The organism is Streptomyces sp. V4I8 (assembly GCF_041261225.1).
GTDB lineage: Bacteria > Actinomycetota > Actinomycetes > Streptomycetales > Streptomycetaceae > Streptomyces.
This window is the reverse complement of record NZ_JBGCCN010000001.1, coordinates 2205147-2230980: the sequence shown is the minus strand read 5'-3', so window position 1 is coordinate 2230980 and position 25834 is coordinate 2205147. Positions and strand designations below refer to the sequence as shown.

Annotated in this window: 23 protein-coding genes and 2 pseudogenes; 18 read left to right on the top strand and 7 right to left on the bottom strand. The window is 69.6% G+C overall.

The features are described 5' to 3' along the window. Positions 1-243 precede the first annotated feature (243 nt). The 10 genes and pseudogenes from infC to ABIE67_RS10065 all read left to right on the top strand — a co-directional run bounded on the left by infC (position 244) and on the right by ABIE67_RS10065 (position 11143). A pseudogene (gene infC / locus ABIE67_RS10110) lies at positions 244-943 on the top strand (translation initiation factor IF-3). 110 nt (positions 944-1053) lie between these two features. Next, complete coding sequence (gene rpmI, locus ABIE67_RS10105) at positions 1054-1248, top strand: 50S ribosomal protein L35 (protein WP_003977225.1); 195 nt, start codon at positions 1054-1056, stop codon at positions 1246-1248. A gap of 98 nt (positions 1249-1346) precedes the next feature. Then, positions 1347-1730 (top strand): 50S ribosomal protein L20, encoded by a 384-nt coding sequence (gene rplT, locus ABIE67_RS10100; protein ID WP_006141703.1) that lies wholly within the window; start codon positions 1347-1349, stop codon positions 1728-1730. Positions 1731-1828: 98 nt separating this feature from the next. Further along, a pseudogene (locus ABIE67_RS10095) lies at positions 1829-2678 on the top strand (TrmH family RNA methyltransferase). Positions 2679-2730: 52 nt separating this feature from the next. Next, positions 2731-3867 (top strand): ATP-binding protein, encoded by a 1137-nt coding sequence (locus ABIE67_RS10090; RefSeq protein ID WP_370255956.1) that lies wholly within the window; start codon positions 2731-2733, stop codon positions 3865-3867. A gap of 147 nt (positions 3868-4014) precedes the next feature. Then, the gene (gene pheS, locus ABIE67_RS10085; protein WP_370255955.1) at positions 4015-5136 is read left to right on the top strand and encodes a phenylalanine--tRNA ligase subunit alpha; all 1122 of its coding nucleotides are present in this window, start codon (positions 4015-4017) and stop codon (positions 5134-5136) included. Continuing rightward, on the top strand, positions 5136-7649 hold the full coding sequence (gene pheT, locus ABIE67_RS10080) for a phenylalanine--tRNA ligase subunit beta (protein WP_370255954.1): 2514 nt from the start codon (positions 5136-5138) through the stop codon (positions 7647-7649). The genes pheS and pheT overlap by 1 nt, the downstream gene beginning before the upstream one ends. Positions 7650-7830: 181 nt before the next feature. After that, the gene (locus ABIE67_RS10075) at positions 7831-8877 is read left to right on the top strand and encodes a PP2C family protein-serine/threonine phosphatase (RefSeq protein WP_370255951.1); all 1047 of its coding nucleotides are present in this window, start codon (positions 7831-7833) and stop codon (positions 8875-8877) included. Between the two features lie 283 nt (positions 8878-9160). Beyond that, positions 9161-10501, top strand: a complete 1341-nt coding sequence (locus ABIE67_RS10070) for a transcriptional regulator (RefSeq protein WP_370255950.1) — start codon at positions 9161-9163, stop codon at positions 10499-10501. A 96-nt stretch (positions 10502-10597) separates the two neighbouring features. Next, complete coding sequence (locus tag ABIE67_RS10065; RefSeq protein WP_370255949.1) at positions 10598-11143, top strand: NUDIX hydrolase; 546 nt, start codon at positions 10598-10600, stop codon at positions 11141-11143. A 46-nt stretch (positions 11144-11189) separates the two neighbouring features. Here the strand turns inward: ABIE67_RS10065 and ABIE67_RS10060 are convergent, their stop codons facing one another. Beyond that, positions 11190-11447 carry a hypothetical protein gene (locus tag ABIE67_RS10060; RefSeq protein ID WP_370255948.1) on the bottom strand — a complete coding sequence of 86 codons (258 nt, stop codon included), beginning with the start codon at positions 11445-11447 and terminating at the stop codon, positions 11190-11192. A 193-nt stretch (positions 11448-11640) separates the two neighbouring features. Next, positions 11641-12513, bottom strand: a complete 873-nt coding sequence (locus tag ABIE67_RS10055; RefSeq protein WP_370255947.1) for a 3-hydroxybutyryl-CoA dehydrogenase — start codon at positions 12511-12513, stop codon at positions 11641-11643. A gap of 218 nt (positions 12514-12731) precedes the next feature. On the opposite strand from ABIE67_RS10055, the gene ABIE67_RS10050 reads away from it, so the two are divergent. Continuing rightward, positions 12732-13973 (top strand): glycoside hydrolase family 10 protein, encoded by a 1242-nt coding sequence (locus ABIE67_RS10050; RefSeq protein ID WP_370268410.1) that lies wholly within the window; start codon positions 12732-12734, stop codon positions 13971-13973. Positions 13974-13986: 13 nt separating this feature from the next. Here the strand turns inward: ABIE67_RS10050 and ABIE67_RS10045 are convergent, their stop codons facing one another. Together ABIE67_RS10045 and ABIE67_RS10040 are read right to left on the bottom strand one after the other, a co-directional pair. Then, the gene (locus ABIE67_RS10045; RefSeq protein ID WP_370255946.1) at positions 13987-14181 is read right to left on the bottom strand and encodes a DUF1918 domain-containing protein; all 195 of its coding nucleotides are present in this window, start codon (positions 14179-14181) and stop codon (positions 13987-13989) included. A 104-nt stretch (positions 14182-14285) separates the two neighbouring features. Beyond that, positions 14286-15200, bottom strand: coding sequence for a DMT family transporter (locus ABIE67_RS10040; protein ID WP_370255945.1), 915 nt, complete (start codon positions 15198-15200; stop codon positions 14286-14288). On the opposite strand from ABIE67_RS10040, the gene ABIE67_RS10035 reads away from it, so the two are divergent. The 3 genes from ABIE67_RS10035 (at position 15199) to ABIE67_RS10025 (ending at position 17940) form a co-directional block, all read left to right on the top strand. After that, a complete protein-coding gene (locus ABIE67_RS10035) occupies positions 15199-16632 on the top strand; it encodes a PLP-dependent aminotransferase family protein (protein ID WP_370255944.1) in 1434 nt (477 codons plus the stop codon). The genes ABIE67_RS10040 and ABIE67_RS10035 overlap by 2 nt on opposite strands. 139 nt (positions 16633-16771) lie before the next feature. After that, positions 16772-17206, top strand: a complete 435-nt coding sequence (locus tag ABIE67_RS10030; RefSeq protein WP_370255943.1) for a GNAT family N-acetyltransferase — start codon at positions 16772-16774, stop codon at positions 17204-17206. Positions 17207-17346: 140 nt separating this feature from the next. Further along, positions 17347-17940 (top strand): histidine phosphatase family protein, encoded by a 594-nt coding sequence (locus ABIE67_RS10025; protein WP_370255942.1) that lies wholly within the window; start codon positions 17347-17349, stop codon positions 17938-17940. Here the strand turns inward: ABIE67_RS10025 and ABIE67_RS10020 are convergent. Continuing rightward, a complete protein-coding gene (locus ABIE67_RS10020; protein ID WP_370255941.1) occupies positions 17922-18365 on the bottom strand; it encodes a DUF6314 family protein in 444 nt (147 codons plus the stop codon). The genes ABIE67_RS10025 and ABIE67_RS10020 overlap by 19 nt on opposite strands. A gap of 126 nt (positions 18366-18491) precedes the next feature. On the opposite strand from ABIE67_RS10020, the gene ABIE67_RS10015 reads away from it, so the two are divergent. Beyond that, a complete protein-coding gene (locus ABIE67_RS10015) occupies positions 18492-20972 on the top strand; it encodes an alpha-L-arabinofuranosidase C-terminal domain-containing protein (protein WP_370255940.1) in 2481 nt (826 codons plus the stop codon). Positions 20973-20993: 21 nt separating this feature from the next. Here the strand turns inward: ABIE67_RS10015 and ABIE67_RS10010 are convergent, their stop codons facing one another. Next, positions 20994-21686 carry a DUF6215 domain-containing protein gene (locus ABIE67_RS10010; protein WP_370255939.1) on the bottom strand — a complete coding sequence of 231 codons (693 nt, stop codon included), beginning with the start codon at positions 21684-21686 and terminating at the stop codon, positions 20994-20996. A gap of 564 nt (positions 21687-22250) precedes the next feature. Between ABIE67_RS10010 and ABIE67_RS10005 the strand changes: the two genes are divergently transcribed. Then, a complete protein-coding gene (locus tag ABIE67_RS10005) occupies positions 22251-22346 on the top strand; it encodes a pyridoxine 5'-phosphate oxidase C-terminal domain-containing protein (RefSeq protein ID WP_370255938.1) in 96 nt (31 codons plus the stop codon). After that, positions 22343-23137: a hypothetical protein gene (locus ABIE67_RS10000; RefSeq protein ID WP_370255937.1), complete on the top strand. Its 795-nt coding sequence runs from the start codon at positions 22343-22345 to the stop codon at positions 23135-23137. The genes ABIE67_RS10005 and ABIE67_RS10000 overlap by 4 nt, the downstream gene beginning before the upstream one ends. Positions 23138-23405: 268 nt before the next feature. Here the strand turns inward: ABIE67_RS10000 and ABIE67_RS09995 are convergent, their stop codons facing one another. Further along, positions 23406-24371, bottom strand: a complete 966-nt coding sequence (locus ABIE67_RS09995) for a helix-turn-helix transcriptional regulator (RefSeq protein ID WP_370255935.1) — start codon at positions 24369-24371, stop codon at positions 23406-23408. A 130-nt stretch (positions 24372-24501) separates the two neighbouring features. Here ABIE67_RS09995 and ABIE67_RS09990 point away from each other — a divergent pair, with 130 nt between their 5' ends. After that, positions 24502-25827 carry an FAD-binding oxidoreductase gene (locus tag ABIE67_RS09990; protein ID WP_370255933.1) on the top strand — a complete coding sequence of 442 codons (1326 nt, stop codon included), beginning with the start codon at positions 24502-24504 and terminating at the stop codon, positions 25825-25827. Positions 25828-25834: the final 7 nt, after the last annotated feature.

Sequence of the window (25834 nt, the reverse complement as noted above, 5' to 3'; positions counted from 1 at the left end):
GCCCACAAGTGGAGGCTCCGACTTCCCACCTGATCGTCCCCCGGGACGGCGGGTCACCCGGTCAGGCGGCCACCATCGTTCCGTACGGACGATGGAGTCGCCCGAAATCGCGCCCCGCGATCATAGCGGTGGTGCTCCGGCAGTGTTTTGGAGCCCCGCCTGTGATCGTCCGGGGCATTTTTTGTGCTTCGGCGCGGTTAGGTCTGTCGAACAGAGACATACGCGGCTGTCCGCCAGACGGTCGTGTGGTGCTAACCGAGGAGGATCCATCAGCGCCGAGCCCCGCATCAACGACCGGATTCGCGTTCCCGAGGTGCGACTTGTCGGTCCCAGTGGCGAGCAGGTGGGCATTGTCCCGCTGGCCAAGGCACTGGAGCTTGCGCAGGAGTACGACCTGGACCTGGTCGAGGTCGCGGCGAACGCCCGTCCGCCCGTGTGCAAGCTCATGGACTACGGGAAGTTCAAGTACGAGTCGGCCATGAAGGCCCGTGAGGCGCGCAAGAACCAGGCGCACACGGTCATCAAGGAGATGAAGCTCCGGCCGAAGATCGACCCGCACGACTATGACACCAAGAAGGGTCACGTCGTCCGGTTCCTCAAGCAGGGCGACAAGGTCAAGATCACGATCATGTTCCGTGGTCGCGAGCAGTCCCGGCCCGAGCTGGGCTACCGACTGCTGCAGCGTCTCGCGACGGACGTCGAGGACCTCGGGTTCGTGGAGTCGAACCCGAAGCAGGACGGCCGAAACATGATCATGGTTCTCGGTCCGCACAAGAAGAAGACCGAGGCGATGGCCGAGGCCCGCCAGGCGCAGGAAGCCCGCAAGGCCGATGCGAAGGCCAACCCCGGCAAGTCGCAGAACGCCGCGGAGTCCGAGGACGCCGTGGAGTCCGACGACGCCGTGGAGACCGAGGCTTCTGCCGAGGCTTCCGCCGAGGCGTGATCCCGGGGGACGCGAGTCCCCAGGACGTAACCGATACAAGAGCGACGTTCCACCGTGCCCGGTTTCACGACCGGGCACCGGAACGCCACCGACGAGGAGAGAACGGCGCTATGCCGAAGAACAAGTCGCACAGCGGTGCCAGCAAGCGCTTCAAGATCACCGGCTCCGGCAAGGTGCTCCGTGAGCGCGCCGGCAAGCGCCACCTGCTCGAGCACAAGTCGTCCCGCGTGACGCGCCGCCTGACCGGCAACGCCGAGATGGCCCCGGGCGACGCCGCGAAGATCAAGAAGCTTCTCGGCAAGTGACGTACGCGGCGCTTCCGAGCGCCGTACGTCTGGACCGGGACCCAATCGATTCCGGGCCGTGTGAGTCCAACCGCGGCCCCGCTACAAGGAGTTAAAAAGTGGCACGCGTCAAGCGGGCAGTGAACGCCCACAAGAAGCGCCGGGCGATCCTCGAGCAGGCCTCCGGCTACCGCGGTCAGCGTTCGCGCCTGTACCGCAAGGCCAAGGAGCAGGTCACCCACTCGCTGGTCTACAACTACAACGACCGCAAGAAGCGCAAGGGTGACTTCCGCCAGCTGTGGATCCAGCGCATCAACGCCGCTGCCCGCGCCAACGGCATCACGTACAACCGCTTCATCCAGGGTCTGAAGGCCGCGAACGTCGAGGTCGACCGCAAGATCCTGGCCGAGCTGGCCGTCAACGACGCCAACGCCTTCGCGGCGCTGGTCGAGGTCGCCCAGAAGGCGCTGCCGAGCGACGTCAACGCCCCCAAGGCTGCGTGACCGCTGCGCTCGGCTTGAACCGACGTGACTGAACGGACCCGTGGGTTTTACCTGCGGGTCCGTTGTGTTGGCGGAAAGATCCTTTGAAAGAGAGTCCCATGCCGTTCGGCGCCCCCGAGCTGATCTCCCCCCGTTCCTCCCGCGTCCTGGCCGCCCGGCGGCTCGGCAAGCGGAACTTCCGGGGCAAGGAGCGGCTGTTCCTGGCCGAGGGGCCGCAGGCGGTGCGGGAGGCGGCCGGGCACTCGGACACCCTGGTGGAGCTGTTCGCCACGCTCGACGCCGCGGAGCGGTACGCCGACATCATCGGGGAGGCCCGGGCGGCCGGCGCGCGCGTGCACCTCGCCGCCGAGCAGGTGATCGCCGACATCTCCACCACCGTCACCCCGCAGGGGCTCGTCGGTGTCTGCCGGTTCATCGACACCCCCTTCGAGGAGATCCTCGCCGCCCGGCCCAGGCTCGTCGCCGTACTCGCGCATGTGCGGGACCCCGGGAACGCCGGGACGGTCCTGCGGTGCGCCGATGCCGCCGGGGCCGAGGCCGTCGTACTGACCGACGCCTCCGTCGATCTCTACAACCCCAAGGCCGTCCGGGCCTCCGTCGGGTCGCTGTTCCACCTTCCCGTCGCCGTCGGGGTGCCCGTGGAGCGGGCCGTGGCCGGGCCTCAAGGACGCCGGGGTGCGGATTCTCGCCGCCGATGGTGCCGGGACCGACGATCTCGACGACGAGCTCGACAAGGGGAGCATGGGCGGGCCGACCGCCTGGGTGTTCGGCAACGAGGCCTGGGGGCTTCCGGAGGAGACCCGCGCGCTGGCCGACGCCGTCGTGCGCGTCCCGATCCACGGGAGGGCCGAGAGCCTGAACCTCGCCACCGCCGCGGCCGTATGTCTCTATGCGTCGGCCCGTGCACAGCGCGCCTCCGGAGGGTGCCGCACCGTCACCGAGAGCTAGTAGGGTGACCAGCTCGGGGCCCCTCAGCCGTCGTGAGAGGTGGGGTACGGGGATGAGTGTCGGCACGAGCAGCGCACCGGGGGCGCGGGAGGTGCGGCGGCCGTCCGCGTCCCGCCCCGGTGATCTCGCCGAGCTCGGAATCGATCCCGACGACCTGCCCGACGGCCTCGTCGTCGCCGACGAGCAGGGGCACGTCGTCTGCTTCAACGCCGCCGCCGAGCGCATCACCGCCGTCCGCGCCGCCGACGCCCTCGGGCAGCGGCTGGAGAAGGCCCTGCCGTTAGAGGACATCGAGGGGCGGCGCTGGTGGCAGCTGACCGACCCGTACGGCGGGCTCGCCATCCGGCGCAGGCAGCCTGAGCGCAATCTCCTCCTCCCCGGCGGGCGTGAGGTGCTGGTCTCCGTGCGGTACGTCCGTGCCGAGCCCACCGGGCCGGTCCGCCGCGTCGTCGTCTCGCTCCGCGACACCGAGGCCCGCCGCCGCACCGAGCGCAGCCACGCCGAGCTGATCGCCACCGTCGCGCACGAGCTGCGCTCTCCGCTCACCTCCGTCAAGGGCTTCACCGCCACGCTCCTCGCCAAGTGGGCACGCTTCACCGACGACCAGAAGCGGCTGATGCTGGAGACCGTCGACGCCGACGCCGACCGGGTCACCCGGCTCATCGCCGAGCTGCTCGACATCTCGCGGATCGACAGCGGGCGCCTCGAGGTGCGGCGCCAGCCCGTCGACATCGGCGCGGCCGTGGGGCGGCACATCCAGGCCTACGTCGCCGCCGGCCAGCCCGCCGACCGGTTCCTGCTGCGCGTCGAGCAGCCGCTGCCCGACCTGTGGGCCGACCCCGACAAGATCGACCAGGTACTCAGCAACCTCATGGAAAATGCCGTGCGGCACGGCGACGGAACGGTCACCATTGACATCACGGCCACGGCGTCCCCGCGCGAAGGGGAGGACGCCGGCACGTCGATCACCGTGAGCGACGAGGGGCCCGGCATCCCGGAGGAGTCCATGAACCGCGTCTTCACCCGCTTCTGGCGGGGCAGCAAGCGCGGCGGCACGGGCCTCGGGCTCTACATCGTCAAGGGCATCGTCGAGGCGCACGGCGGCGCCATCGAGGTCGGCCGCGCCCCCGGTGGCGGCGCACAGTTCCGATTTACGTTGCCCGTGGCGGCACCGGCGTATCTCACCTGAGACCCGGACCGAGCCCCACGGGCGCATTCGCATACCTCAACCCCGTTAGACTCGGCCTTTGGCACCTTTGTGTCCCAAAAACCGTGACGATCTGTCCACGAGTCGGTACGGGGACCATCCGCCAGCCAATCGGAAGCACGGGAAGAGATGTCGGCACCGAATAAGTCGTACGACCCTGTCGAGGTCGAGGCGTTGAAACCGGAAGAGATCGAGCGCATGCGGGACGAGGCGCTCGCCGCCTTCGCCGCCGCGGACTCCCTCGACGCGCTCCAGGAGGCCAAGGTCGCCCACACCGGCGGCACGTCCCCGCTGGCGCTCGCCAACCGGGAGATCGGCGCCCTGCCCCCGCACGCCAAGGCCGCCGCCGGCAAGCTGGTCGGCCAGGCCCGCGGGGCCGTGAACAAGGGCCTCGCCGCCCGCCAGGCCGAGCTGGAGGCCGAGCGTGACCAGCGGGTGCTGGTCGAGGAGGCGGTGGACGTCACGCTGCCGTACGACCGCATGCCGTCCGGCGCCCGCCACCCGCTCACCACCCTGTCCGAGCGCATCGAGGACATCTTCGTGGCCATGGGCTACGAGGTCGCCGAGGGCCCGCAGGTCGAGGCCGAGTGGTTCAACTTCGACGCGCTGAACATCGGGCCGGACCACCCGGCCCGCGGCGAGGCCGACACGTTCTTCGTGCAGGGCCCGGACGGCGGCACCGAGTCCGGTGTAGTGCTGCGCACCCACACCTCGCCCGTCCAGGTCCGCTCCCTGCTCGACCGTGAGCTGCCGGTCTACACGATCTGTCCCGGCCGGGTGTACCGCACCGACGAGCTGGACGCCACGCACACCCCGGTCTTCCACCAGGTCGAGCTGATCGCCGTGGACGAGGGCCTGACCATGGCCGACCTCAAGGGCACCCTCGACCACATGGTCCAGTCCCTGTTCGGCGAGGGCATGAAGACCCGGCTGCGCCCGAACTTCTTCCCGTTCACCGAGCCGTCCGCCGAGATGGACATGGTGTGCTACGTCTGCCGCGGCGAGTCCGTCGGCAACCCCGACCGGCCCTGCCGTACCTGCTCCTCCGAAGGCTGGATCGAGCTCGGCGGCTGCGGCATGGTCAACCCGCGGGTGCTCACCGCCTGCGGCGTCGACCCGGAGAAGTACAGCGGCTTCGCCTTCGGGTTCGGCATCGAGCGGATGCTGATGTTCCGCCACAACGTCGAAGACATGCGAGACATGGTCGAGGGTGACGTCCGGTTCACCCGGCCGTTCGGGATGGAGATCTGATGCGGGTCCCGCTTTCTTGGCTGCGGGAGTACGTCGACCTGCCGGCGACCGAAACCGGCCGTGACGTCCAGGCCAAGCTCATTTCGGCCGGTCTCGAGGTCGAGACGGTCGAGCAGCTCGGCGACGGCCTCAAGGGCCCGCTCGTCGTCGGCCAGGTGCTGACCATCGAGGAGCTGACGGAGTTCAAGAAGCCGATCCGCTTCTGCACCGTCGACGTCGGCCAGGCCAACGGCACCGGCGAGCCCCAGGAGATCGTCTGCGGCGCCCGCAACTTCGCGGTCGGCGACAAGGTCGTGGTCGTGCTCCCGGGCGCTGTTCTGCCGGGTGGCTTCGCCATCTCCGCCCGCAAGACGTACGGCAAGACGTCCCACGGCATGATCTGCTCCAGCGACGAGCTGGGCATGGGCGACGACGGCACCAAGGGCATCATCGTGCTGCCCCCGGAGACCGAGGTCGGCAAGGACGCCATCGAGCTCCTGGAGCTCGTCGACGAGGTCCTGGACATCGCCGTCACCGCCAACCGCGGCGACTGCCTGTCCATCCGCGGCGTCGCCCGCGAGACCGCCATCGCCTACGGCCGCCCGCTGCGCGACCCCGCGCTGCTCGACGTGCCCGGCCCGAACGCCTTCGGCTACCCGGTGCAGGTCTCGGACCCGCTCGGCTGCGACCGCTTCACCGCCCGCACGGTGACCGGCCTCAGCCCCGAGGCCCGCTCGCCGATCTGGCTCCGGCGCCGCCTGCAGAAAGTCGGCATGCGCCCGATCTCGCTCGCCGTCGACGTCACCAACTACGTGATGATGGAACTCGGCCAGCCGCTGCACGCCTACGACCGCAACCTCGTCCAGGGCACCATCGGTGTGCGCCGGGCCGAGGAGGGCGAGAAGCTCGTCACCCTCGACGGTGTCGAGCGCAAGCTGCACGCCGAGGACCTGGTCATCACCGACGAGCGCGGCCCGATCGGCCTCGCGGGCGTCATGGGCGGCGCCAACACGGAGATCGCCGACCACGAGGACGTGGAGAACGCGTCCACCGAGGTCGTCATCGAGGCCGCCCACTTCGACCAGGTCGCCATCGCGCGCACGGCCCGCCGCCACAAACTGTCCTCCGAGGCGTCCCGCCGCTTCGAGCGCGGCGTCGACCCGGCGGCCGCCGCCGCGGCCGCCCAGCGCACGGTCGACCTGCTGGTGCTGCTCGCGGGCGGCACCGCCGAGGCCGGTGTCACCGAGGTCATCGCGCCGTCCGCGCCGCACACCATCACCGTCCCGGCCGACCACCCGGACAAGGTCGCGGGCGTCGGGTACGGCCGCGAGACCGTCGTACGGCGACTCCAGGAGATCGGCTGCGACGTGTACGGGCAGGACGAGCTGATCGTCACCGTGCCGTCCTGGCGCCCCGACCTCCTCGAGCCGAACGACCTGGCCGAAGAGGTCATCCGCCTGGAGGGCTACGAGAACCTGCCCTCCACGCTGCCCAAGCCGCCGTCCGGCCGTGGTCTGACCCACCGCCAGCGACTGCACCGCCGGGTCGGCCGCGCGCTGGCCGGCGAGGGCTACGTCGAGGCGCCGAACTACCCCTTCGTCAGCGAGCAGGTCTTCGACCAGCTCGGCCTGGCGGCCGACGACCCGGCCCGCCGCGTCGTGAAGCTGGTCAATCCGCTCAACGACGAGGAGCCCGCGCTCCGTACGTCGCTGCTGCCCGGTCTGCTCGGTGCGCTGCGCCGCAACGACGGGCGGGGCTCGCACGACCTGGCGCTGTTCGAGACGGGCCTGGTCTTCCAGCCGCGGGAGGAGCAGCGCGTCGCCGGGCATCTGCCGGTCGACCGCCGCCCGACCGACGAGGAGATCGCCGCGCTGAACGCCGTGCTGCCCGAGCAGCCGCGCCACGTCGCCGTCGTGCTCGCCGGTGCGCGTGAGCAGGCCGGCTGGTGGGGCAAGGGCCGTCCGGCCGACTGGGCCGACGCGGTCGAGGCGGCGCGTGTCGTCGCGCGGGAAGCCGGTGCCGAGCTGATCGTGCGGACCGGGCAGTACGGGCCGTGGCACCCCGGTCGGTGCGCCGAGCTGGCGATCACCGCCGACGGCGGGGAGCGGGTCATCGGTCACGCCGGTGAGCTGCACCCGCGGGTGCTCAAGGCGCTGGGGCTGCCCGCCCGCACCGGTGCCATGGAGCTGGACCTGGATGCCCTGGAGCAGGCCGGCGACGGTGTGCCGCAGGCGCCGAGCATCTCCACGTTCCCGGTGGCCACGCAGGATGTCGCCCTCGTGGTCGACAAGCCGGTGCCGGCCGCGGAGGTCGAGGCCGCGCTGCGTGCGGGCGCGGGTGAACTTCTTGAGGCGATCCGGCTGTTCGACGTGTACGTCAACGACGAGCAGCTCGGTGACGGGAAGAAGTCGCTCGCGTACGCGTTGCGCTTCCGTGCGGGGGACCGGACGTTGACCGTGGATGAGGCTTCGGCTGCCAGGGATGCGGCGGTCGCCCTTGCCGGGGAGCGTACGGGTGCTGTTCTGAGGGGCTAGTGCGCCCAAGGGGTGGGGGACCGCGGGTGCTCGGCGGCTGCGGGTCAGTCTGGTCACCTCACTCAATAGGGTGACTTCTCTGGGTGATCCGGTACTTCCGGGGCATCCCCCGACAGAATCGGACCGGCCTTTCGGGGCCGGTCCGTTCTGCGTTGTCAGGGCCTATTGGGGGGCCATCGGCATGTTCCGCATCAAGGGTCGGGTTCCCCGCAAGGCGCTCGCGTGGGGGCTGCCCACCGCCTGGGGCGCGATGGCGATCACGTACAAGCTGGCCTGTCCGCTCGCCCGGGAGGACAGCCTCGGCGCCCGGGTCGTCACCAGTGCCGTGTTCTTCGCCGTGGGCACGGGGCTGATCATGCACGTCCGGCAGGCACTGTTGCGTGAGCTTCGGCAGGTGCGCAAGGTCGCCGGTGCCGCGCAGAGTGCGCTGCTGCGGCCGCTGCCCGCGCGCATCGACGGGCTGAACGTCGCCGCGGCCCAGCTCTCCGCGGATCGCAGCGCCTGTGTGGGCGGTGACCTGTACGAGGTCATCGCCACCGAGCACGGCGTACGGGCGGTGATGGGCGACGTACGCGGCCATGGCATCGCCGCCATCGGCACGGTCGCCGCGGTCCTCGGCAGCTTCCGCGAGGCCGTCCACGACGAACCCGACCTGGGGCGCGTGCTGGGCAGACTGGAACGCGCGCTGGCCCGGCATCTGCGCGAACGCGTGCGCGACGACCCGGTCTCCGAGGACTTCGTCACCGTCCTGCTCCTGGAGATCGGCAGGGACGGCGAGATCACCACCCTCAACTGCGGTCACCCCTGGCCGTATCTGCTGAGCGGCACGACCGTCGAGCCCCTCGCCCGCGCCGACCCCCTCGCGCCCCTGGGGCTCTTCCCGCTCCCCACCGAACTGCCCGCGTTGCGGTGCGGCACCTTGGAGCCCGGCGACTCCCTGGTCCTGTACACGGACGGTGTCGAGGACGCGAGGGACGACAGAGGCCGGTTCTTTTCGCTCCAGGCGGCCCTCATCGGCGCCGTACGGCACCAACCGATCACTCCCCAGACGATTTTGCGCACCCTCTTCACGGCCGTCCTCCGCCACACAAGGGGAAGGCAGGCGGACGACATAGCGCTCCTGGTCCTACGGAACGACAGAACCCAGGTCCAGTGCAGCGCCCCGGCAGGGGCGCGGGGAACTGCGCGACCAACCACGACGAACCCGCAGCCGACCAACCACCTGTAGCAGCGGCCCTTGGTCGCCCGGCGTAGCCGGCGCGGCGCCGGGGTCGCCATCCGCCCAGCCACGGAGTGTCGGGCAGGTAGCTGGGCGGACGGCGCGGATGCGGGCCGCCGCACTGTACGAGGGGGAGCCGGCGGCCCGGCCGGCCTCTTGCGAGGCATTTCAGTCAACCGGTCAGAAACTCTCCGCAACAGCGCGCGCACGCTACGGATTCGGGCACTCCGTTCACACCCCGTGTGAAGCGGTTCGCACTACTCTGACGGCACCGAGCCACCCGGGGGGCATTATGCAGCCCAATACTCTGCTCGACGCGATCCTGGACGAGGCGGGGATCTCGCACGCGGGGCTGGCCGCGCACGTGAACCAGGCGGGGCGGGCGCGCGGGCTCGCGCTGAGGTACGAACACACCGCCGTCGCACGGTGGTTGAAGGGGCAGCGGCCCCGTGGCCAGGTGCCCGACCTGATCTGCGAGGTGCTCGCCGGCCGACTGCACCGTACCGTCACGCTCGACGACATCGGTCTCGGTGTGCCCGGCGAGCAGTCGGTCGTGCACACCACCTCGCTGTCCGGCTTCGTGGAGCGGGCCACCGCCCTGTGGCGCTCCGACGAGCAGCAGCGGCCGCACATCCTGGGCGCACCGGCGGTCACGGGAACGCCCGCCGTCATGCCCGTGTGGGAGTGGGAGAACCCGCCCGAGGACGTCGACGTGTCACGTGGCGGCCGGCACCGGGTCACCCCCGCCGACCTCGAGATGCTGCGCGCCGCCCGTACCCACTACGAGCAGATGTACCGGAAGGCGGGCGGCATAGCCACCCGCACCCGGATCGTCGGCTTCCTCAACTCCGAGGCCGCTCCGTTGCTGCGGGGCAGCTACACCGACGCCACCGGCCGTCAACTCCACCGGGCGACAGGCGGGTTGGTCGCCATCGCGGGCATCTGCGCCTACGACTCCGACGCGCACGGCCTCGCGCAGCGTTACTTCCACCAGGCCCTGCGGCTCGCGAAGGCCAGTGGGGACCGGGGGCTCGGCGCGTATGTGATCGCGCTGCTGGTCAACCAGGCACTGTTCATGAGGGAGTTCCGGCAGGCCGTCGCCTTCGCGGAGGCCGCGCTGCGGGCCGCCGGCAAGCACATCACCCCGGCCCTCGCCTCCGACCTGTACGCGATGCAGGCGAAGGCGTACGCCCACCTCGGCGACGGCACGAGCGCCCTGTCCTGCATCCGTCGTGCCGAGCAGGCCGCCGAACGCATCCGGCGCGGATACGAACCCGACGAGACCGGCTATGTCCAGCCGGGGTTGGTCAACGTCCAGGTGGCGGAGGCGCTGCTCAGTCTCGGGGAGCTGGTGGCCGCGGGGGAGCACGCCGCGGCCGCCGTCGACAATCCCGCCCACGACCGGGGCCGGGTGCACCGGCTGGCCATGCTCAGCACGATCGAACTCCGTCAGGGCAACGCGGACAAGGCGGTGGCCATCGCGGTGCAGATGGCCGAGCAGGCGCGGGGGATGGAGTCCCAGCGACTGCGCGACAGACTCCGGGCGGTGCGCGAACACCTGGTGCGCAGCGGTTGCGCGGGCACCTCCGAGGCCGCCGAACTCATCGACGGAGCACTGCGCGTACCGCTCTAGGCCGGTACAAGTCGGTGCAGGCCGGTACGCGAACACCGACACCTTCATAGTCCCTGCTGCGATATTGCCACTTACTCGACGGAAGGTGGCAGAACCGTGCAGTGGACGAAACAGAACGAACAAACTGTGTATGAAAACCGCTGGTTCACCGTCAACCTGGCAGACGTGGAGCTGCCCGACGGCCGGCACCTGGATCACTTCCTCATACGGCTGCGGCCGGTCGCCGTGGCCACGGTGGTCAACGAGGCCAACGAAGTCCTCCTCCTGTGGCGCCACCGTTTCATCACCGACAGCTGGGGGTGGGAACTCGCGGCGGGAGTCGTGGAGGACGGCGAGGACATCGTCCGCGCGGCCGCCAGGGAGCTCGAGGAGGAGACCGGCTGGCGGCCGGGGCCGTTGCGCCACCTCATGAGCGTGGAGCCCTCCAACGGGCTCACCGACGCCCGGCACCACATCTACTGGGCCGACGAGGGCGAGTACGTGGGGCATCCCGTGGACGACTTCGAGTCGGACCGCCGGGAATGGGTGCCTCTCAAGCTCGTCCCCGACATGGTCGCCCGTGGGGAGGTCCCGGCCGCCAACATGGCGGCCGCGTTACTGCTGTTGCACCATCTCCGGCTCGGTCAGGACGTCCTGCCCTGAAGTGACGCCCCCCCCGCGCCCGGATCCGGTGACCGGCTGCCCGGCTCTAGTGTCCGACCGCCTGCCAGATCGCCACGACGAGAGCACCCACGGCGGTGAGGGCGGCGACCGCGGGCAGCGGCCAGCGCGTGTGTTCCAGTGTGCTGATCCGGGTGTTCAGCTCGTCGAGTTCCTTGGCGGTCTCCTCGGTGCGGTGCGTGAGCAGAGCCAGCCCGCCCTCCACGCGGGCGTAGGCGACGTCGAGACGGCGTCGTAACTCTGCGAGTTCTCCTGATACGACCGGATGCTCGGGATCGACGGTCACGAGTCCGCTCCTTTCCGTAGTGGTCTCACATCCCTTGCATGCGCAGGGAAAGTGAACTCGCCTGGTGGACGCATGGGGAGAGTGTGCGAGGGGCATATGCGAGCCCGGAGCGCACACGGTGTGTGAATGGCACGGGCCCGGCACCTTCTCGGTGCCGGGCCCGTGTGGCTGGCCGGAATCTGACCGTCTGTAATCAGCCGTAGGTGTAGAAACCGGATCCCGTCTTGCGGCCAAGGCGGCCGGCGTCGACCATGCGCAGCAGCAGCGGGGGAGCGGCGTACAGCGGCTCCTTGAACTCGTCGTACATGCTCTGCGCCACGGAGGCGACGGTGTCCAGGCCGATCAGATCGGACAGCTTCAGCGGGCCCATCGGGTGGGCGCAGCCGAGCTCCATGCCGTTGTCGATGTCCTCGCGGCTGGCGATGCCCGACTCGAACATCCGGATCGCGGAGAGGAGATACGGGATCAGCAGCGCGTTCACAACGAAGCCGGACCGGTCCTGGGCGCGGATGGCGTGCTTGCCCAGGAGCTTCTCGGCGAAGGTCTGGGCGCGGGCGATCGTGCCCTCGGAGGTGGTGAGCGCCGGGATCAGCTCGACGAGCTTCTGCACCGGGGCCGGGTTGAAGAAATGGACGCCGATGACCTGGTCGGGGCGCGAGGTGGCGACCGCGAGCTTCACCAGCGGGATCGAGGAGGTGTTGGAGGCCAGGATCGCGTCCGCGCGGGTCACGACCTGGTCGAGAACCTGGAAGATCTCGGTCTTCACCTGCTCGTTCTCGACGACGGCCTCGATCACCAGGTCACGGTCGGCGAACTCGCCGAGGTCCGTGGTGAAGGACAGCCGCGCCTGCGTCGAGTCCCGCTCCTCCTCGCTGATCTTGCCGCGCTCGGCGGCCTTGGCCACGGAGTTGAGCAGCCGGGTGCGGCCGATCTCCAGGGCCTCGCCGGTGGTCTCGGCGACCTTCACGTCCAGCCCGGCGCGGGCGCACACCTCGGCGATGCCCGCTCCCATCTGGCCGCAGCCCACCACGCCGACGCGTGCAATATCTCCGGAGATGCCGGTCACATCGTCCCCTTCGCTGATCCACGACTGCGGCAGGTCCGCCGTTGTTCGGCGCCTGCTCCAAACCTGCACGTTACCTTCGGCGAAGCTTGATCGATCGTTCGGGTGCCTCATGAAAGGCTGTCGCCCGGGACGGTCCGGAACGCATGGATCTGTCATGGGGTGGGCCAATGACCACGGCACACGGAGGTACGAGGAAGATGCTGCACCGGAAGTCCCCGATGTCACGACGGGCGTTCACGGTGACCGCCCTGTCGGCGCTGGTGGCGTCAGGCGGCGCGATGGCCGCCGGCTCCGCCATGGCGGGCGGCAAGGACCGGAACCGGCGGCGGGCGGCCCGGGAGATGCGCGGCGTGTGGGTGGCGACCGTGGCGAACCGGGACTGGCCCTCCAAGCAGGGGCTGACCGCGGACCAGCAGCGCGCCGAGCTGATCGCCCACCTCGACGCGGCGGAGAAGTCCCGTCTGAACACCGTGATCTTCCAGGTACGGCCCACGGCCGACGCCCTGTGGCCCTCGCCGTACGAGCCGTGGTCGCAGGTCCTCACCGGCACCCAGGGCGAGGACCCCGGCTGGGACCCGCTCGGCACGGCCGTCGAGGAGGCCCACGCCCGCGGTCTGCAGTTGCACGCCTGGTTCAACCCGTACCGCATCGCCAACCACACCGACCTCGGCAAGCTGGCCGATTCGCACCCCGCCCGTGTGCACGAGGACTGGGTGGTGACGTACGGCGGCAAGCTCTACTACAACCCGGGGCTCCCCGAGGTCCGCGCCTTCGTGCAGCGGGCGATGCTCGACGCGGTGGAGAAGTACGAGATCGACGCGGTCCACTTCGACGACTACTTCTATCCCTATCCGGTGGCCGGCCAGACCTTCGACGACGACGAGGCCTACGACCGCTACGGCGGCGACTTCGCGGTCCGGGCCGACTGGCGGCGGGACAACATCGACAAGCTGGTCCGGGAGATGGCGGCCGGCATCAGGAAGATCCGGCCCGGCACGGAGTTCGGCATCAGCCCGTTCGGCGTGTGGCGCAACGCCGGCACCGACCCGCTCGGCTCCGACACCCGGGGCGGTGTGCAGACCTACGACGACCTCTACGCGGACACCCGCAAGTGGGTCCGCGAGGGCTGGATCGACTACATCTGCCCGCAGCTGTACTGGAACATCGGCTTCGCCGCCGCCGACTACGCCAAGCTCGTGCCCTGGTGGTCCGAGGTCGCGCGGGGCAGCAGGACGAAGCTGTACGTCGGTGAGGCGCTGTACAAGGCCGGTGACCCGGCGCAGCCCGCCGCCTGGCAGGAACCGGCCGAGCTGTCCCGCCATCTCACGCTGACCAAGGATCACCCGGAGGTCTGCGGGCACGTCTACTTCGCCGCGAAGGACGTCGTGACCGACCGGATCGGGGCCATGGCACGGGTCGTCGCCGACCACTACGGGCAGCCGGCGATTCCCCCGCGCTGAACTGCTCGCCCAGCTACTTGATCGTGTTCCTGTGACGGATCTCGGTGTCCGGGCCGGGGGAGCACAGAGCTTCGTGCCCGTCCTCGAAGCGGACGCGGTACGGAGGGTTGCCCTCCTGGCCCATGACCTCGACGATCTCGCCGACCTTGTCGTGTTGCCCGACCACCCTGCCGTGCTGCACAAGCTGGTCGCCCACGGTTGCACGCATCTGTCGGTCCTCCTCACCAGGTGCGGGAGTAGCGGTCCGTGGCCTTGCGTCTACGGCGTGGAGCGGAGGTAGGAAGAGGTAGGAAGTGGGTCGTCAGGGCCCGCTCAGCCACGCGCCCGCTGGGTCACGGCGATGCACACCAGTACCGCCGCGGCCGTCAGCGGGGCGGCCACTGTCAGGTGCTCGCCCAGCAGCAGCACCGACCACACCAGTGTGAGCAGGGGCTGGGCCAACTGCAACTGGCTGGCCTTCGGGATGCCGATGGCCGCCATGCCCCGGTACCAGACGACCAGGCCGAGGAACTGCGATCCTGCCGCGACCCACAGCAGTCCGGTGACGCTGTGCCAGGTCAGCTGGACCGGCTCGTACGACAGCGCCAGCACGGCGGCCGGCACGCTCAGCGGCAGGCACAGCACCAGCGCCCAGCCGACCACCTGCCAGCCCGGCATGACCCGGGCCAGCCGGCCGCCCTCGGTGTAGCCGGCCGCGCAGATCAGCAGCGCCCCGAAGAGATACAGGTCGGCCGTCGTCAGGGCGCCGCCGCTCTGCTGCACGGTGAAGGCGACCACCGCGGCCGCGCCCGCGAGCGCCGCCGTCCAGAAGGTGCGGGAGGGGCGGGTGCCGACGCGCAGGGCCGAGAACAGGGCGGTGGTGAGGGGGAGCAGCCCGACGACGACCGCCGCGTGGGCGGTGGTGGACGTCTGGAGGGCGAGCGTGGTGAGGAGCGGGAAGCCGAAGACCACACCGGCGACGACCACCGCGAGACCCGTCCAGTGCCGGCGGGCGGGCAGCGGCACGCGCAGGGCGAGCAGACAGCCGCCCGCGATCAGCGCGGCCAGCACGCTGCGCACGGCGACCAGGGACCAGGGTCCGAAGCCCTCCAGGCCCCAGGCGGTGGCGGGGAAGGTGAGGGAGAAGGCCGCGACACCGAGAGCGGCCTGGAGGGTGCCGATCGAGTTGCCGGGCCGACCGCTGACCGCTATCCCGATCGGGGCGATAGCGCTACTCTGTGTTCTCATGCAAGAGCGTAGCAGCGTGGCTGAACTGGCGGAACAGCTACGAAGGGAACTTGACCGCTACTCTCCCGGTGGAAAGCTCCCGTCGAGCCGGTCGCTGGTCGAGCGGTTCCGGGTGAGCCCGGTGACCGTCTCGCGCGCCCTCGCGCAGCTCACCGCCGAGGGGTTGGTGGTGACCCGGCCCGGCGCCGGCGCCTTCCGCGCCCGGCCGCGCGTCCCGCTCGCGGTGGCGGGCGACACCTCCTGGCAGGAGGTCGCCCTCAGCGCCGACGGCGCCGCCGACGTCGTACCGCGCACCGTGGACGCCTCCGGCGTCACCGTCTGTCTCGCCACGCCGCCGCCCGGGGTGATCGAGTTCAGCGGCGGCTATCCCCACCCCTCCCTCCAGCCCGAGAAGGCCATGGCCGCGGCGCTGTCCCGGGCCGGCCGTCGACCCGGTGCCTGGGGTCGGCCGCCACTGGACGGACTGCCCGAGCTGCGCGAGTGGTTCGCCCGCGAGATCGGCGGCACCGTCACCGCCGCCGAGGTGCTGATCGCGGCGGGCGGCCAGTCCGCGCTGACCACCGCACTGCGCGCACTCGCCCCGCCCGGCGCGCCGGTGCTGGTCGAATCGCCCACCTACCCCGGCATGCTGGCCATCGCCCGCGCGGCCGGACTGCGCCCGGTGCCCGTACCGGTGGACTCGGACGGAGTGAAGCCCGCACTGCTCGCCGACGCCTTCCGCGCCACCGGCGCCCGGGTCTTCGTCTGCCAGCCGCTCTTCCAGAACCCGACCGGCGCGGTCCTCGCCCCCGAGCGCCGCCCGGAGGTGCTGCGCATCGCGCGCGAGGCCGGTGCCTTCGTCGTCGAGGACGACTTCGTACGGCGCCTGGTGCACGAGGACGCGGGCCCGCTGCCGCGCCCGTTGGCCGCCGACGACCCCGACGGCGTCGTCGTCCATGTCTCCTCGCTCACCAAGGCGACCTCGCCCAGCTTCCGGGTCGGTGCCCTCACCGCGCGCGGACCGGTGTGGGAACGGCTGCGTGCCATCCAGGTCGTCGACACCTTCTTCGTGTCCCGCCCGCTCCAGGAGGCGGCCCTGGAACTCGTCGGCTCGCCCTCCTGGCCCCGCCATCTGCGGGCCCTGTCCGCCGAACTCAGGGCCCGCCGCGACGCCATGACCGCGGGCCTGCGGCTGCACCTGCCCGAACTCGCCCTCCCGCATATCCCGTCCGGCGGCTACCACCTCTGGCTCCGCCTGCCCGACGGCACCGAGGAGTCCGCCCTGACCTCCGCCGCCCTGCGCGCGGGGGTCGCGATCACCCCCGGGCGCCCGTACTTCAGCGCGGAGCCGCCGGCCGGGTACCTGCGGTTGAGTTTCGCGGCGGTGGCCGGGGCCGGGGAGATCGTGGAGGGGGTGCGGCGGCTGCGGGCGGCGTGTGACGAGGTGCTCTAGCCCGGGGGGTGGGGGGAGCGGGGCCATGCCGCACTTCGCTGTCCTCGCCCACGTCGTACGACCGTTCCACCACTGACAACGCCCGCCCACCGGCGAAATCCGCTCGACGCCAGGTGCCCCGTCCTGCGAATCTCGCCGCATGACCGACACCCCGCCCCTCGCCGACGGCTACGAGATCTCGACCGACCCCCGGCGCATCGACGCCGAACGCGTGCACCGGTGGCTGTCCACCGACGCCTACTGGGCGATGGGGAGAGCACGGGAGAAGCAGGACCGGGCGATCGAGGGTTCGCTGAACTTCGGGGTGTACGAGATGGTTTCGGGTGATCAGGTGGCGTATGCGCGGGTCATCACCGACCGGGCGACCTTCGCGTGGCTGTGTGACGTGTACGTCGACCCGTCGGTGCGCGGCAAGGGCATCGGGACGGCGCTCGTCGGGGCCGTACGCGAGCACCTGGGGCCGTACGGGATGAAGCGGATGCTGCTCGCGACGCAGGACGCGCACGGGGTCTACCAGAAGCTCGGGTTCGCGCCGCTGGAGCGGCCGGACCAATGGATGGCGCTGTACTTCTAGTTGCGTACTTGAATGTCCAACAGCCGTTTTCCGGCGACTTGTCCGCCTGGTCCTGACCCCGCAGTAAGGCTTCGTCCACCCTCGGTGACACCTGCACAACGCCTCTTGACCAGCGCACTTTCGCGACACACCATCGCCGCATGTCGCTTCGGGTCACGTTCGTCGCCGCCGCGCGCAGCTCCCCGCTGCTCGCCGAGCGCTTCGAGGACGACCGGCCGCTGGACCAGGCCGGCTGGGACGAGGTGCAGCGCGTCGCGCGGGACCTGCTGCCGCTGGCGGCGGCCGAGCTGCGCTACTGCTCGCCGACCCCGCGCAGCCGCGCCACCGGCGACGCCCTCGGCTACGCGCCGCTGGTCCAACTCGCCCTGCGCGACTGTGACATGGGCCGCTGGCGCGGGCTCACGCTGGGCGAGGCGATGGCCCGGGAGCCGGACGCGGTGGACGCCTGGCTCGCCGACCCGCGGGGCACGCCGCACGGCGGCGAGTCGCTGCTCGCGTTCATCGCCCGGGTCGGCGGCTGGCTCGACACCCGCCCCGTGGAGGACGGCGGCCGGATCGTCGCCGTGGCCGAACCGTCGGTGATCCGCGCCGCCCTGGTGTACGCGCTGAAGGCGCCGCCCGCCACCTACTGGAACATCGACGTACGCCCCCTGTCGACGACCACGGTCACCGGCCGGGCGGGCCGCTGGAACCTGCGCTTCGACGGGGCGCCGGCTCAGCCCTCGCGGGCGTAGTCCGTGCCGAGGACGAGGTCCTTGGCCGGGCCGCGCACGCGCCACACGGTGCGCCAGTGGTCCGCGTCGCGGACGGTGAACTCGCCCCGGTAGAGGTCGGCCGAGCAGGGATGGTCGGCGATGTACCGCCCGGACGTCAGGTCCAGGTCGTGGAAGAAGCGGCCGTCGGCGAAGCGGACGTCCGCCGTCCCCGGTGAACTCCCCGGCAGGAAACGCAGGGTCCGCTCGGCGGGCCGCGGGACCTCCCGCCAGACGAAAGTGCCGGACTCGTGGTGCAGCAGGCCCCCGTCGTCCAGTGGGCCGAAAACCGTCGTACCGGAGAACTCCCCTTCCTCCCCGCTCGCGAGATCCCGCACCGACCGCTCGACCCGCCAGCTCCCGGCCAGATAGGTCAGCACATCCGGTACTGGCCAGAACTCGACCATCCGCTCCTCGCTTCCGACACTTTCGGTCCCGCGCGACCCGTTGACGCTCCGGATCACCCTCCCTATCTTGCCGTTCGAAGTGCTGATCAGTGTTTGATATTTCGAACATCGAGCCGCGGAGTGTCCATGCCACGCAACCCCAGCCGCTGGAGATTCGGTCTCGCAGCCACCGCCTTCCTGGTGGCAGCCGGTCTGATCCCGTCGCCCGCCCACGCCGAGGACGTCACCGACTACGCGATCACCGTCGACCCGGCCGCCAAGGGCGCGGCGATCGACGACACGATGTACGGCGTCTTCTTCGAGGACATCAACCGGGCCGCGGACGGCGGACTGTACGCCGAGCTCGTGCAGAACCGGTCCTTCGAGTACTCCACCGCCGACAACGGCTCCTACACGCCCCTGACCTCCTGGACGGTCGGCGGCACGGCCCAGGTCGTGAACGACGCCGGCCGGCTCAACGAGCGCAACCGCAACTACCTGTCCCTGGACGCCGGTTCGGCCGTGACGAACGCCGGATACAACACCGGCGTCCGGGTCGAGCAGGGCAAGAGGTACGACTTCTCCGTGTGGGCCCGCGCCGAGAGCGGCACCACGCTCACCGTCTCGCTCAAGGACGCCGCCGGGGCGCTGGCCACCGCCCGCCAGGTCGCCGTGAAGGGCGGCTGGGCCAAGTACAAGGCCACCTTCACCGCGACCCGCACCAGCAACCGCGGCCGCCTCACCGTGGCCTCGGCCGGCGCCGCAGCGCTCGACGAGGTGTCGCTGTTCCCGCGCGACACGTACAAGAACCAGCCGAACGGCCTGCGCAAGGACCTCGCCGAGAAGATCGCCGCGCTGAAGCCGGGCTTCGTGCGCTTCCCCGGCGGCTGCCTGGTCAACACCGACTCCATGGAGGACTACAGCGAGGCCTCGAACTGGCAGCGCAAGCGCAGCTACCAGTGGAAGGACACCATCGGGCCGGTCGAGCAGCGTGCCACCAACGCCAACTTCTGGGGCTACAACCAGAGTTACGGCCTCGGCTACTACGAGTACTTCCGCTTCTCCGAGGACATCGGCGCCATGCCGCTGCCCGTCGTCCCCGCGCTGGTGACCGGCTGCGGCCAGAACAAGGCCACCGACAACGAGGCGCTGCTCAAGCGGCACATCCAGGACACCCTCGACCTCATCGAGTTCGCCAACGGCCCGGCGACCTCCAAGTGGGGCAAGGCGCGCGCCCAGATGGGCCACCCCAAGCCGTTCCACCTGACGCACATCGCGGTCGGCAACGAGGAGAACCTGCCGAACGAGTTCTTCGCGCGGTTCCAGCAGTTCCGCGCCGCCATCAAGGCCGCGTACCCGAGCATCACCGTCATCTCCAACTCCGGCCCGGACGACGCCGGTTCGACCTTCGACACCGCCTGGAAGCTGAACCGTGAGGCGAACGTCGACATGGTCGACGAGCACTACTACAACAGCCCCAACTGGTTCCTCCAGAACAACGACCGCTACGACTCCTACGACCGCAGCGGCCCGAAGGTCTTCCTCGGCGAGTACGCCTCCCAGGGCAACGCCTGGAAGAACGGTCTCTCCGAAGCCGCGTTCATGACCGGCCTGGAGCGCAACGCGGACGTCGTCAAGCTCGCCTCGTACGCCCCGCTGCTCGCCAACGAGGACTACGTCCAGTGGCGGCCGGACATGATCTGGTTCAACAACCGGGCCTCCTGGAACTCGGCCAACTACGAGGTCCAGAGGCTGTTCATGACCAACGTCGGCGACCGCGTGGTCCCCTCCAAGGCCACCACCACGCCGAACGTCAGCGGCCCCATCACCGGCGCCGTCGGCCTGTCCACGTGGGCGACCAGCGCCGCGTACGACGATGTGAAGGTCACCTCCGCGGACGGCTCGCCCCTGCTCGGCGACGACTTCTCCGGGGACGCCTCGAAGTGGACGCACAGCGGCGCGGGCAGCTGGAGCATCCAGGACGGGGCCTACGTCCAGACCGACACCGCCGCCGAGAACACCATGGTCACGGCGGGCGACCCGGCCTGGAAGGACTACGACCTGCATGTGAAGGCCACCAAGAAGTCCGGCAAGGAGGGCTTCCTCGTCGCCTTCGGCGTCAAGGACACCGGCAACTACTACTGGTGGAACCTGGGCGGCTGGAACAACACCCAGTCCGCGATCGAGCAGGCCGTCGACGGCGGCAAGGGCACCCTGATGACGAAGCCCGGGTCGATCGAGACGGGCCGCGCCTACGACATCGACATCAAGGTGCGCGGCCGCCAGGTCACCCTGCTCCTGGACGGCAAGGAGTGGGGCACCTTCACCGACGACAAGCCGGCCGAGCCGTTCCGCCAGGTCGTCACCAAGGACGCGACGACCGGTGACCTGATCGTCAAGGTCGTCAACGCCCAGTCGGCCGAGGCCCGCACGGCCATCGACCTCGGCGGCGCCAAGGTCGCCTCCACGGCCCGCGTGACCACCCTGGCCGCCGACCAGGACGCGGTGAACACCGAGACGGACACGCCGGTGACCCCGGTGAGCTCCACCTTCCGGGGCGTGACCGACAAGTTCACGTACACCTTCCCGGCGAACTCGGTCACCTTCCTGCGGATCAAGCAGAGGTAACGGCGGAGACGGCGGAGACGCTCAGCTGCCGGCGGCCCACCCCGGGACCGTCGGCAGCACCTTTTCGGCGACCCGGAGCAGTACGGCGTCCTCCGGCACCATGCCGTCCGCGCGCCACAGGGTCACGTCATAGGACCCACCGCTGTCCTTCGTGTCCTGGGCCACCATGACGGAACGCAGCGGGACGCCGGTACCGCTCTCGGCGTCGCCCCCGTCGAGGCGGAAGTTGATCCTGATGGTGCGGTTCGAGTACAGGACCGCCGGCCGGCCCAGCACCGTGCGCTGCGTCTCGTCCCATCCCAGTACGTCATAGGACGCGGTGACGGGGAGGTCGTCGTAGGTGGCCGAGAGCGTGACGGTGTAGGTGTCGAACTCGACCTCCGCGGTGGGCATCGGGATCTTCTTGGCCCCTTCGAGTCCGGCGGAGCCGTCGTTGCCGAAGGCGGTCTTCGCGGTCTCCGTCGGTGTGCCCAGCAATTCCGCGAGGTCGGGCCGCAGCAGTGCCTCGCACAGCTGCTTTCCGGTCACCCGGCCGGTCGATCTGCCCGGCTCCTCCTCGTCGGAGCAGCTGGCAGCCGGCGGGCCGCTGTCCCCGGACGGCATCGCCTCGGACGCCCACAGAGCGCCACCGAGTGCCGCGAACAGCGCCACGGCCGCGACGGCCTGCCCCCATGCGTTGTGGCGCTTCTCCGGCGTGCCGATTTTTTCGGCCATGTCCCCCACCTGCCGTGATCCCCTGATACGTGCCCGGGGACACTAGCTCATGGGCATGACCCCGACAAAGCTGGTTTCCCCGGCCCGTCCGCAGTGTGACCGAGAATTTCAGTTGGCGGGACATGCGTATATCCGTGCAGGTCAGAAGGGCGTGGAGAATTCTTGTTGGCGGATCTTGAGAGTTCTAGTTGGCGGATCACGACTGTGCACCTTCACTGTGCGTGAGCGTGCTGATGATGTCGTTCGGGCGTCAGCGAGTGGTTTGGAACCAACACGTGTTTGCTACGGGGGGCCAGTGAAGACCCGTAGCCCCGACCAGGCCACTTGCAGAGGCAGCTCGACCAAGGCACACGACATCCGCGCGACGAAGTCCGGAAGCGCCTTGTTCTACTGGCGCGAGATGGGCCGGCAGCTGCTCGTCGCGGGGACCTTCGAGCTGGTCGACGAGCAGAAGCCTGAGTCGCTGTGGCGCAACCGGCATCCAACTCTGCACCCGATGAGCAGCTTGTCCCGGCAGAGCGAGGTACTAACCGACCCCACTGAGCTGCGCTGTGTGGCACGCACGTGGAGTTCTGGTCGAGTGCCTCCGACCGGCTCCACCGACGACTTTTGTACAAGTGGAGTGGAGGTCAGTGGTGCATCCGCGGACTCCAGCCGTGACGACGGGAGCACTCCCGCTGCGGCTCGACACCAGCCGCACCTGCTACCTCTACGCGGCGATCGCTTCGTCCATCATGGGAACTCTCGGACACGTCGCGTGGCTCGAGGAGCGCATGCCGGCGACACGTGGCTGGTACAACGACCACGGCGGGGCTTACACCGACTTCCCGCGGCTGGGTGAGTATCGTGAAGTCCTGACCGAGGAGCTGTTTCGTCAGCACGAGATACCCGACAGCGAGAGCGCGGTGGAGCTGATCGTCGAGTCGATCCGCGCTGGTCGGTACCTCACAGTGTTCCTCGACCGATCACAACTTGGCCCGTTCTTCGGCCGACAGTCGCCGAGCTTCCCGCACGAGATCCTCATCTTCGGAGTGGATGCGGACCGCAAAGTGGTTGATTCGGTGGATTACGACGCCGCCGGACGCCTCGCCATATGCCGGTATCCGCTGAGAGCGGTGGCTTCCGCCATGCCGGACGTACAGAGCCTCAGCGCTCCCGGTGACGTCCTGTATGTCGCACAGGCCTTGTCGCCCGGTAAGCCGCCTGTCCCGCGGGACGTCACCCGGGCGGCCGCCGCGGTTCAGGCGTTCGCCGAGGCGGCGGTTGTCCATCCGGGGGCGGTGCAGTGGTGGCAGCCTGCCGACCTGCACCCTGTCCATGACGCCGAGTACCTGTACGGGTGTGATGTCATCGACCAGCGGCTGTGCCTGGACGATGCGTTCTCCAGCGCCGACACGCACCTGCAGAACGTGCAGCTGGTCCTCGAAAGGCGGTGGCCTGCCGGAAGCTGATCGCCAGATACATCGGCGCGGCGTCGTGCCCGGTGCTCGCCGCACACGATCAGGTCGTCCAGGAGATGCGGGCGCTCAAGATGTCGGTGCTTGCCTATCGCCTCAAGGGCCTCCGATTGCGCAACGATCCCCGCCCCGATCAATGGAAGTCGGCGGTCCAGCGCTCGTGCGCGCACTTTGTCGAGGTCGTCGAATCGGCCGCGGGCGAGAACGACACTGCTGCCTTGGCCAGGAGCCACGCACTCAGTTGCCGGCCAGGTGTTGCGGGTCAGGACGTTGGTGACGGCGCATAGTGGCGGGCGAGATCGGTGGCGAGGGCGCGGAGGTGAGCCCTGGCTTCGGTGGGGCCGTGCACAGTGATGGCGCTCCCGAACGGCAGTAGTGCTCGCACGTCCTCCAGATTCAGGAAGCGGATCGTCACTTTGTGGCCGGTGGCGGATTCTTCATGGTCGTCCCGGACGAGTCGTTGGCCAAAGATCCGTTGCGCTCGCTCGATCTGGGTCTGGTCGATGGTGGCGCTGACCTCTATCGCATGGTTGTGTTCCCACTGATCAACGAGCGTTGCAGCGACGGTGGCCAGGGTCTGGTTCTCGCGGATCCGTCGTGGCTGGTCGACTTCTTTCCACATCGTGATCCGTTCGAGTCGGTACATCCGCGGCACTCGAGCACACTCGGCGACGAGATACCAGATGCCGGCCTTGGCGAACAGCCCGTAGGGATCCACGACCAGGTCGCGTGGGCATGACTCGCGTGGGCTGTCGTACTCGATCCGTAGCCGGCGACCTCGCCGCACCGGGCCGATCAGCGATGCCGGAGTCGCGCCGGAAGCTCGTGCCTGGAGCCAGGGACGGCTGTCCACGTGCACTACGTCGGTGAGCGGCAGGAGCTCATGACCTCGACGTGACTGTGTAGCGGCGATCTTGGAGAGCGCGCGCCGGCTTTCGACCGATGCGTTGAGCTCCGCACGTTGCTTCTCGTCCAGCCCGGTGAGCGAGAGGTGATCACGCTCGCCAGGCGTGAGCCGCGTGAGGTCGAGCCCGGACCCGGGCGGCATGGTCACGCCTCCGAGGCGGCCCCGTTGTGCGGTCACCGGCAGACCGGCGTCGCGGAGCCAGTTCAGGTCCCGGGTGATGGTTCGAAGGGAAACCCCGAGCGCCGAGGCAAGTTCCTGTGTGGTCACTGCATCCCTCGATTCGAGGAGCAGCATCAGGGAGAAGAAGCGATCCGGGGTCACACACCGATCTTTTCAGGAATTGCGACACGATGCGGCGCATATCCCGGTGAGGCTGGTGGATGCGTACCTACGAGCTGCCCGTTCGCCGTGGGTGCGCGCACGCACCCCCCGATCCAGAAAGGTGCTCGCGATGAGTGCCAACACGACCGACGCCGAATCACCGGTGGCGCACCACCCAGGCTCTGCCGAGTACGACGAGCACCGTGTCGGCTTCCAGTTGCGGGACCAACATCAGCCAGCTCTCGTGGTGGCGGCACGGGACGCCGACGACGTCGTGGCGGCCGTCCGGCACGCCGCGGAGTCATGTATGCCGATCGCGGTCCAGGCCACGGGACATGGACTCGCCAACCCGCTCGCCGGTGAAGGTGTGTTGGTGTCGACGCGAAGGATGGACAGTGTCGATGTCGACCCCGGTGCCGGCACCGCACGGGTGGGCGCTGGAGCGCGGTGGCGCGATGTGATCGAGGCCGCCGCACGCTACGATCTGGCACCGCTGTCCGGGAGCATGCCCGGTGTCGGCGCTGTCTCCTACACGCTCGGCGGCGGCATCGGGCTCATGGCTCGTCGCTACGGCTTCGCCGCGGACCATGTCACGCGCTTGGAACTGGTCACCGCCGACGGCTCCCTGCTGACAGTTTCGGAACACGAGGAGCCGGACCTGTTCTGGGCGCTCCGCGGCGGTGGCGGGAGCTTCGGCATCGTGACCGCGCTGGAGATCGCTTTGATGCCGGTCGCCAGGCTGGTCGGGGGCGGTCTGATGTTCGACCTGGGCGAGACGCCGGAGGTGGTCTCCACCTGGTTGCACTGGACGGCGACAATGCCCCCGGAGATGACCTCGGCGATGACCACGCTTGAATTTTCTAATCGGCACATGGCCCATGTCCAGATCGCCTACCTGGGTTCGGCTGCGGAGGCAGACGAGTTGATGGCCCCGTTGCGGGCGTTGAAACCTGCGTACGACGGTCTGCAGGAGATCCCGTACCAGCAGTCACACACCGTCTTCAGCGAACCGGATCAGCCGCATGCGTATATCGCCGACAACGTCTTGTTGCGGGCGATCGACGAGGAACACCTCCGCGACGCCATCGCCACCTCGGCGCCAGGCCGGCCGGTTCCCTCCATCATCTCGGTTCGTCATCTCGGTGGGGCGCTGTCCACTCCGCCGAGGGTGCCGAACGCAGTCAGCCACCGCGAGGCGATGTACCTGCTGTGTGTCGTAGGTGTGGTAGCCCCGACAACCAAGTCGAACGCGGCAAGTGCGCGGGCGCTGCAGGATGAACTGTTGGCCGGCTGGTCCGGGACCGCCGTAGGCAGCTCGCCGAACTTCACTCTCGGACGACCCGACCAACGCGCCGCCGCAGAACTGTTCGACGCCGAGCGTCGTGACCGATTGCTGCAGCTGGCCCGTAAGTACGACCCCGCCGGACTGTTGCACCCCAGCTTCGTCATCGCCTGAGCACTTC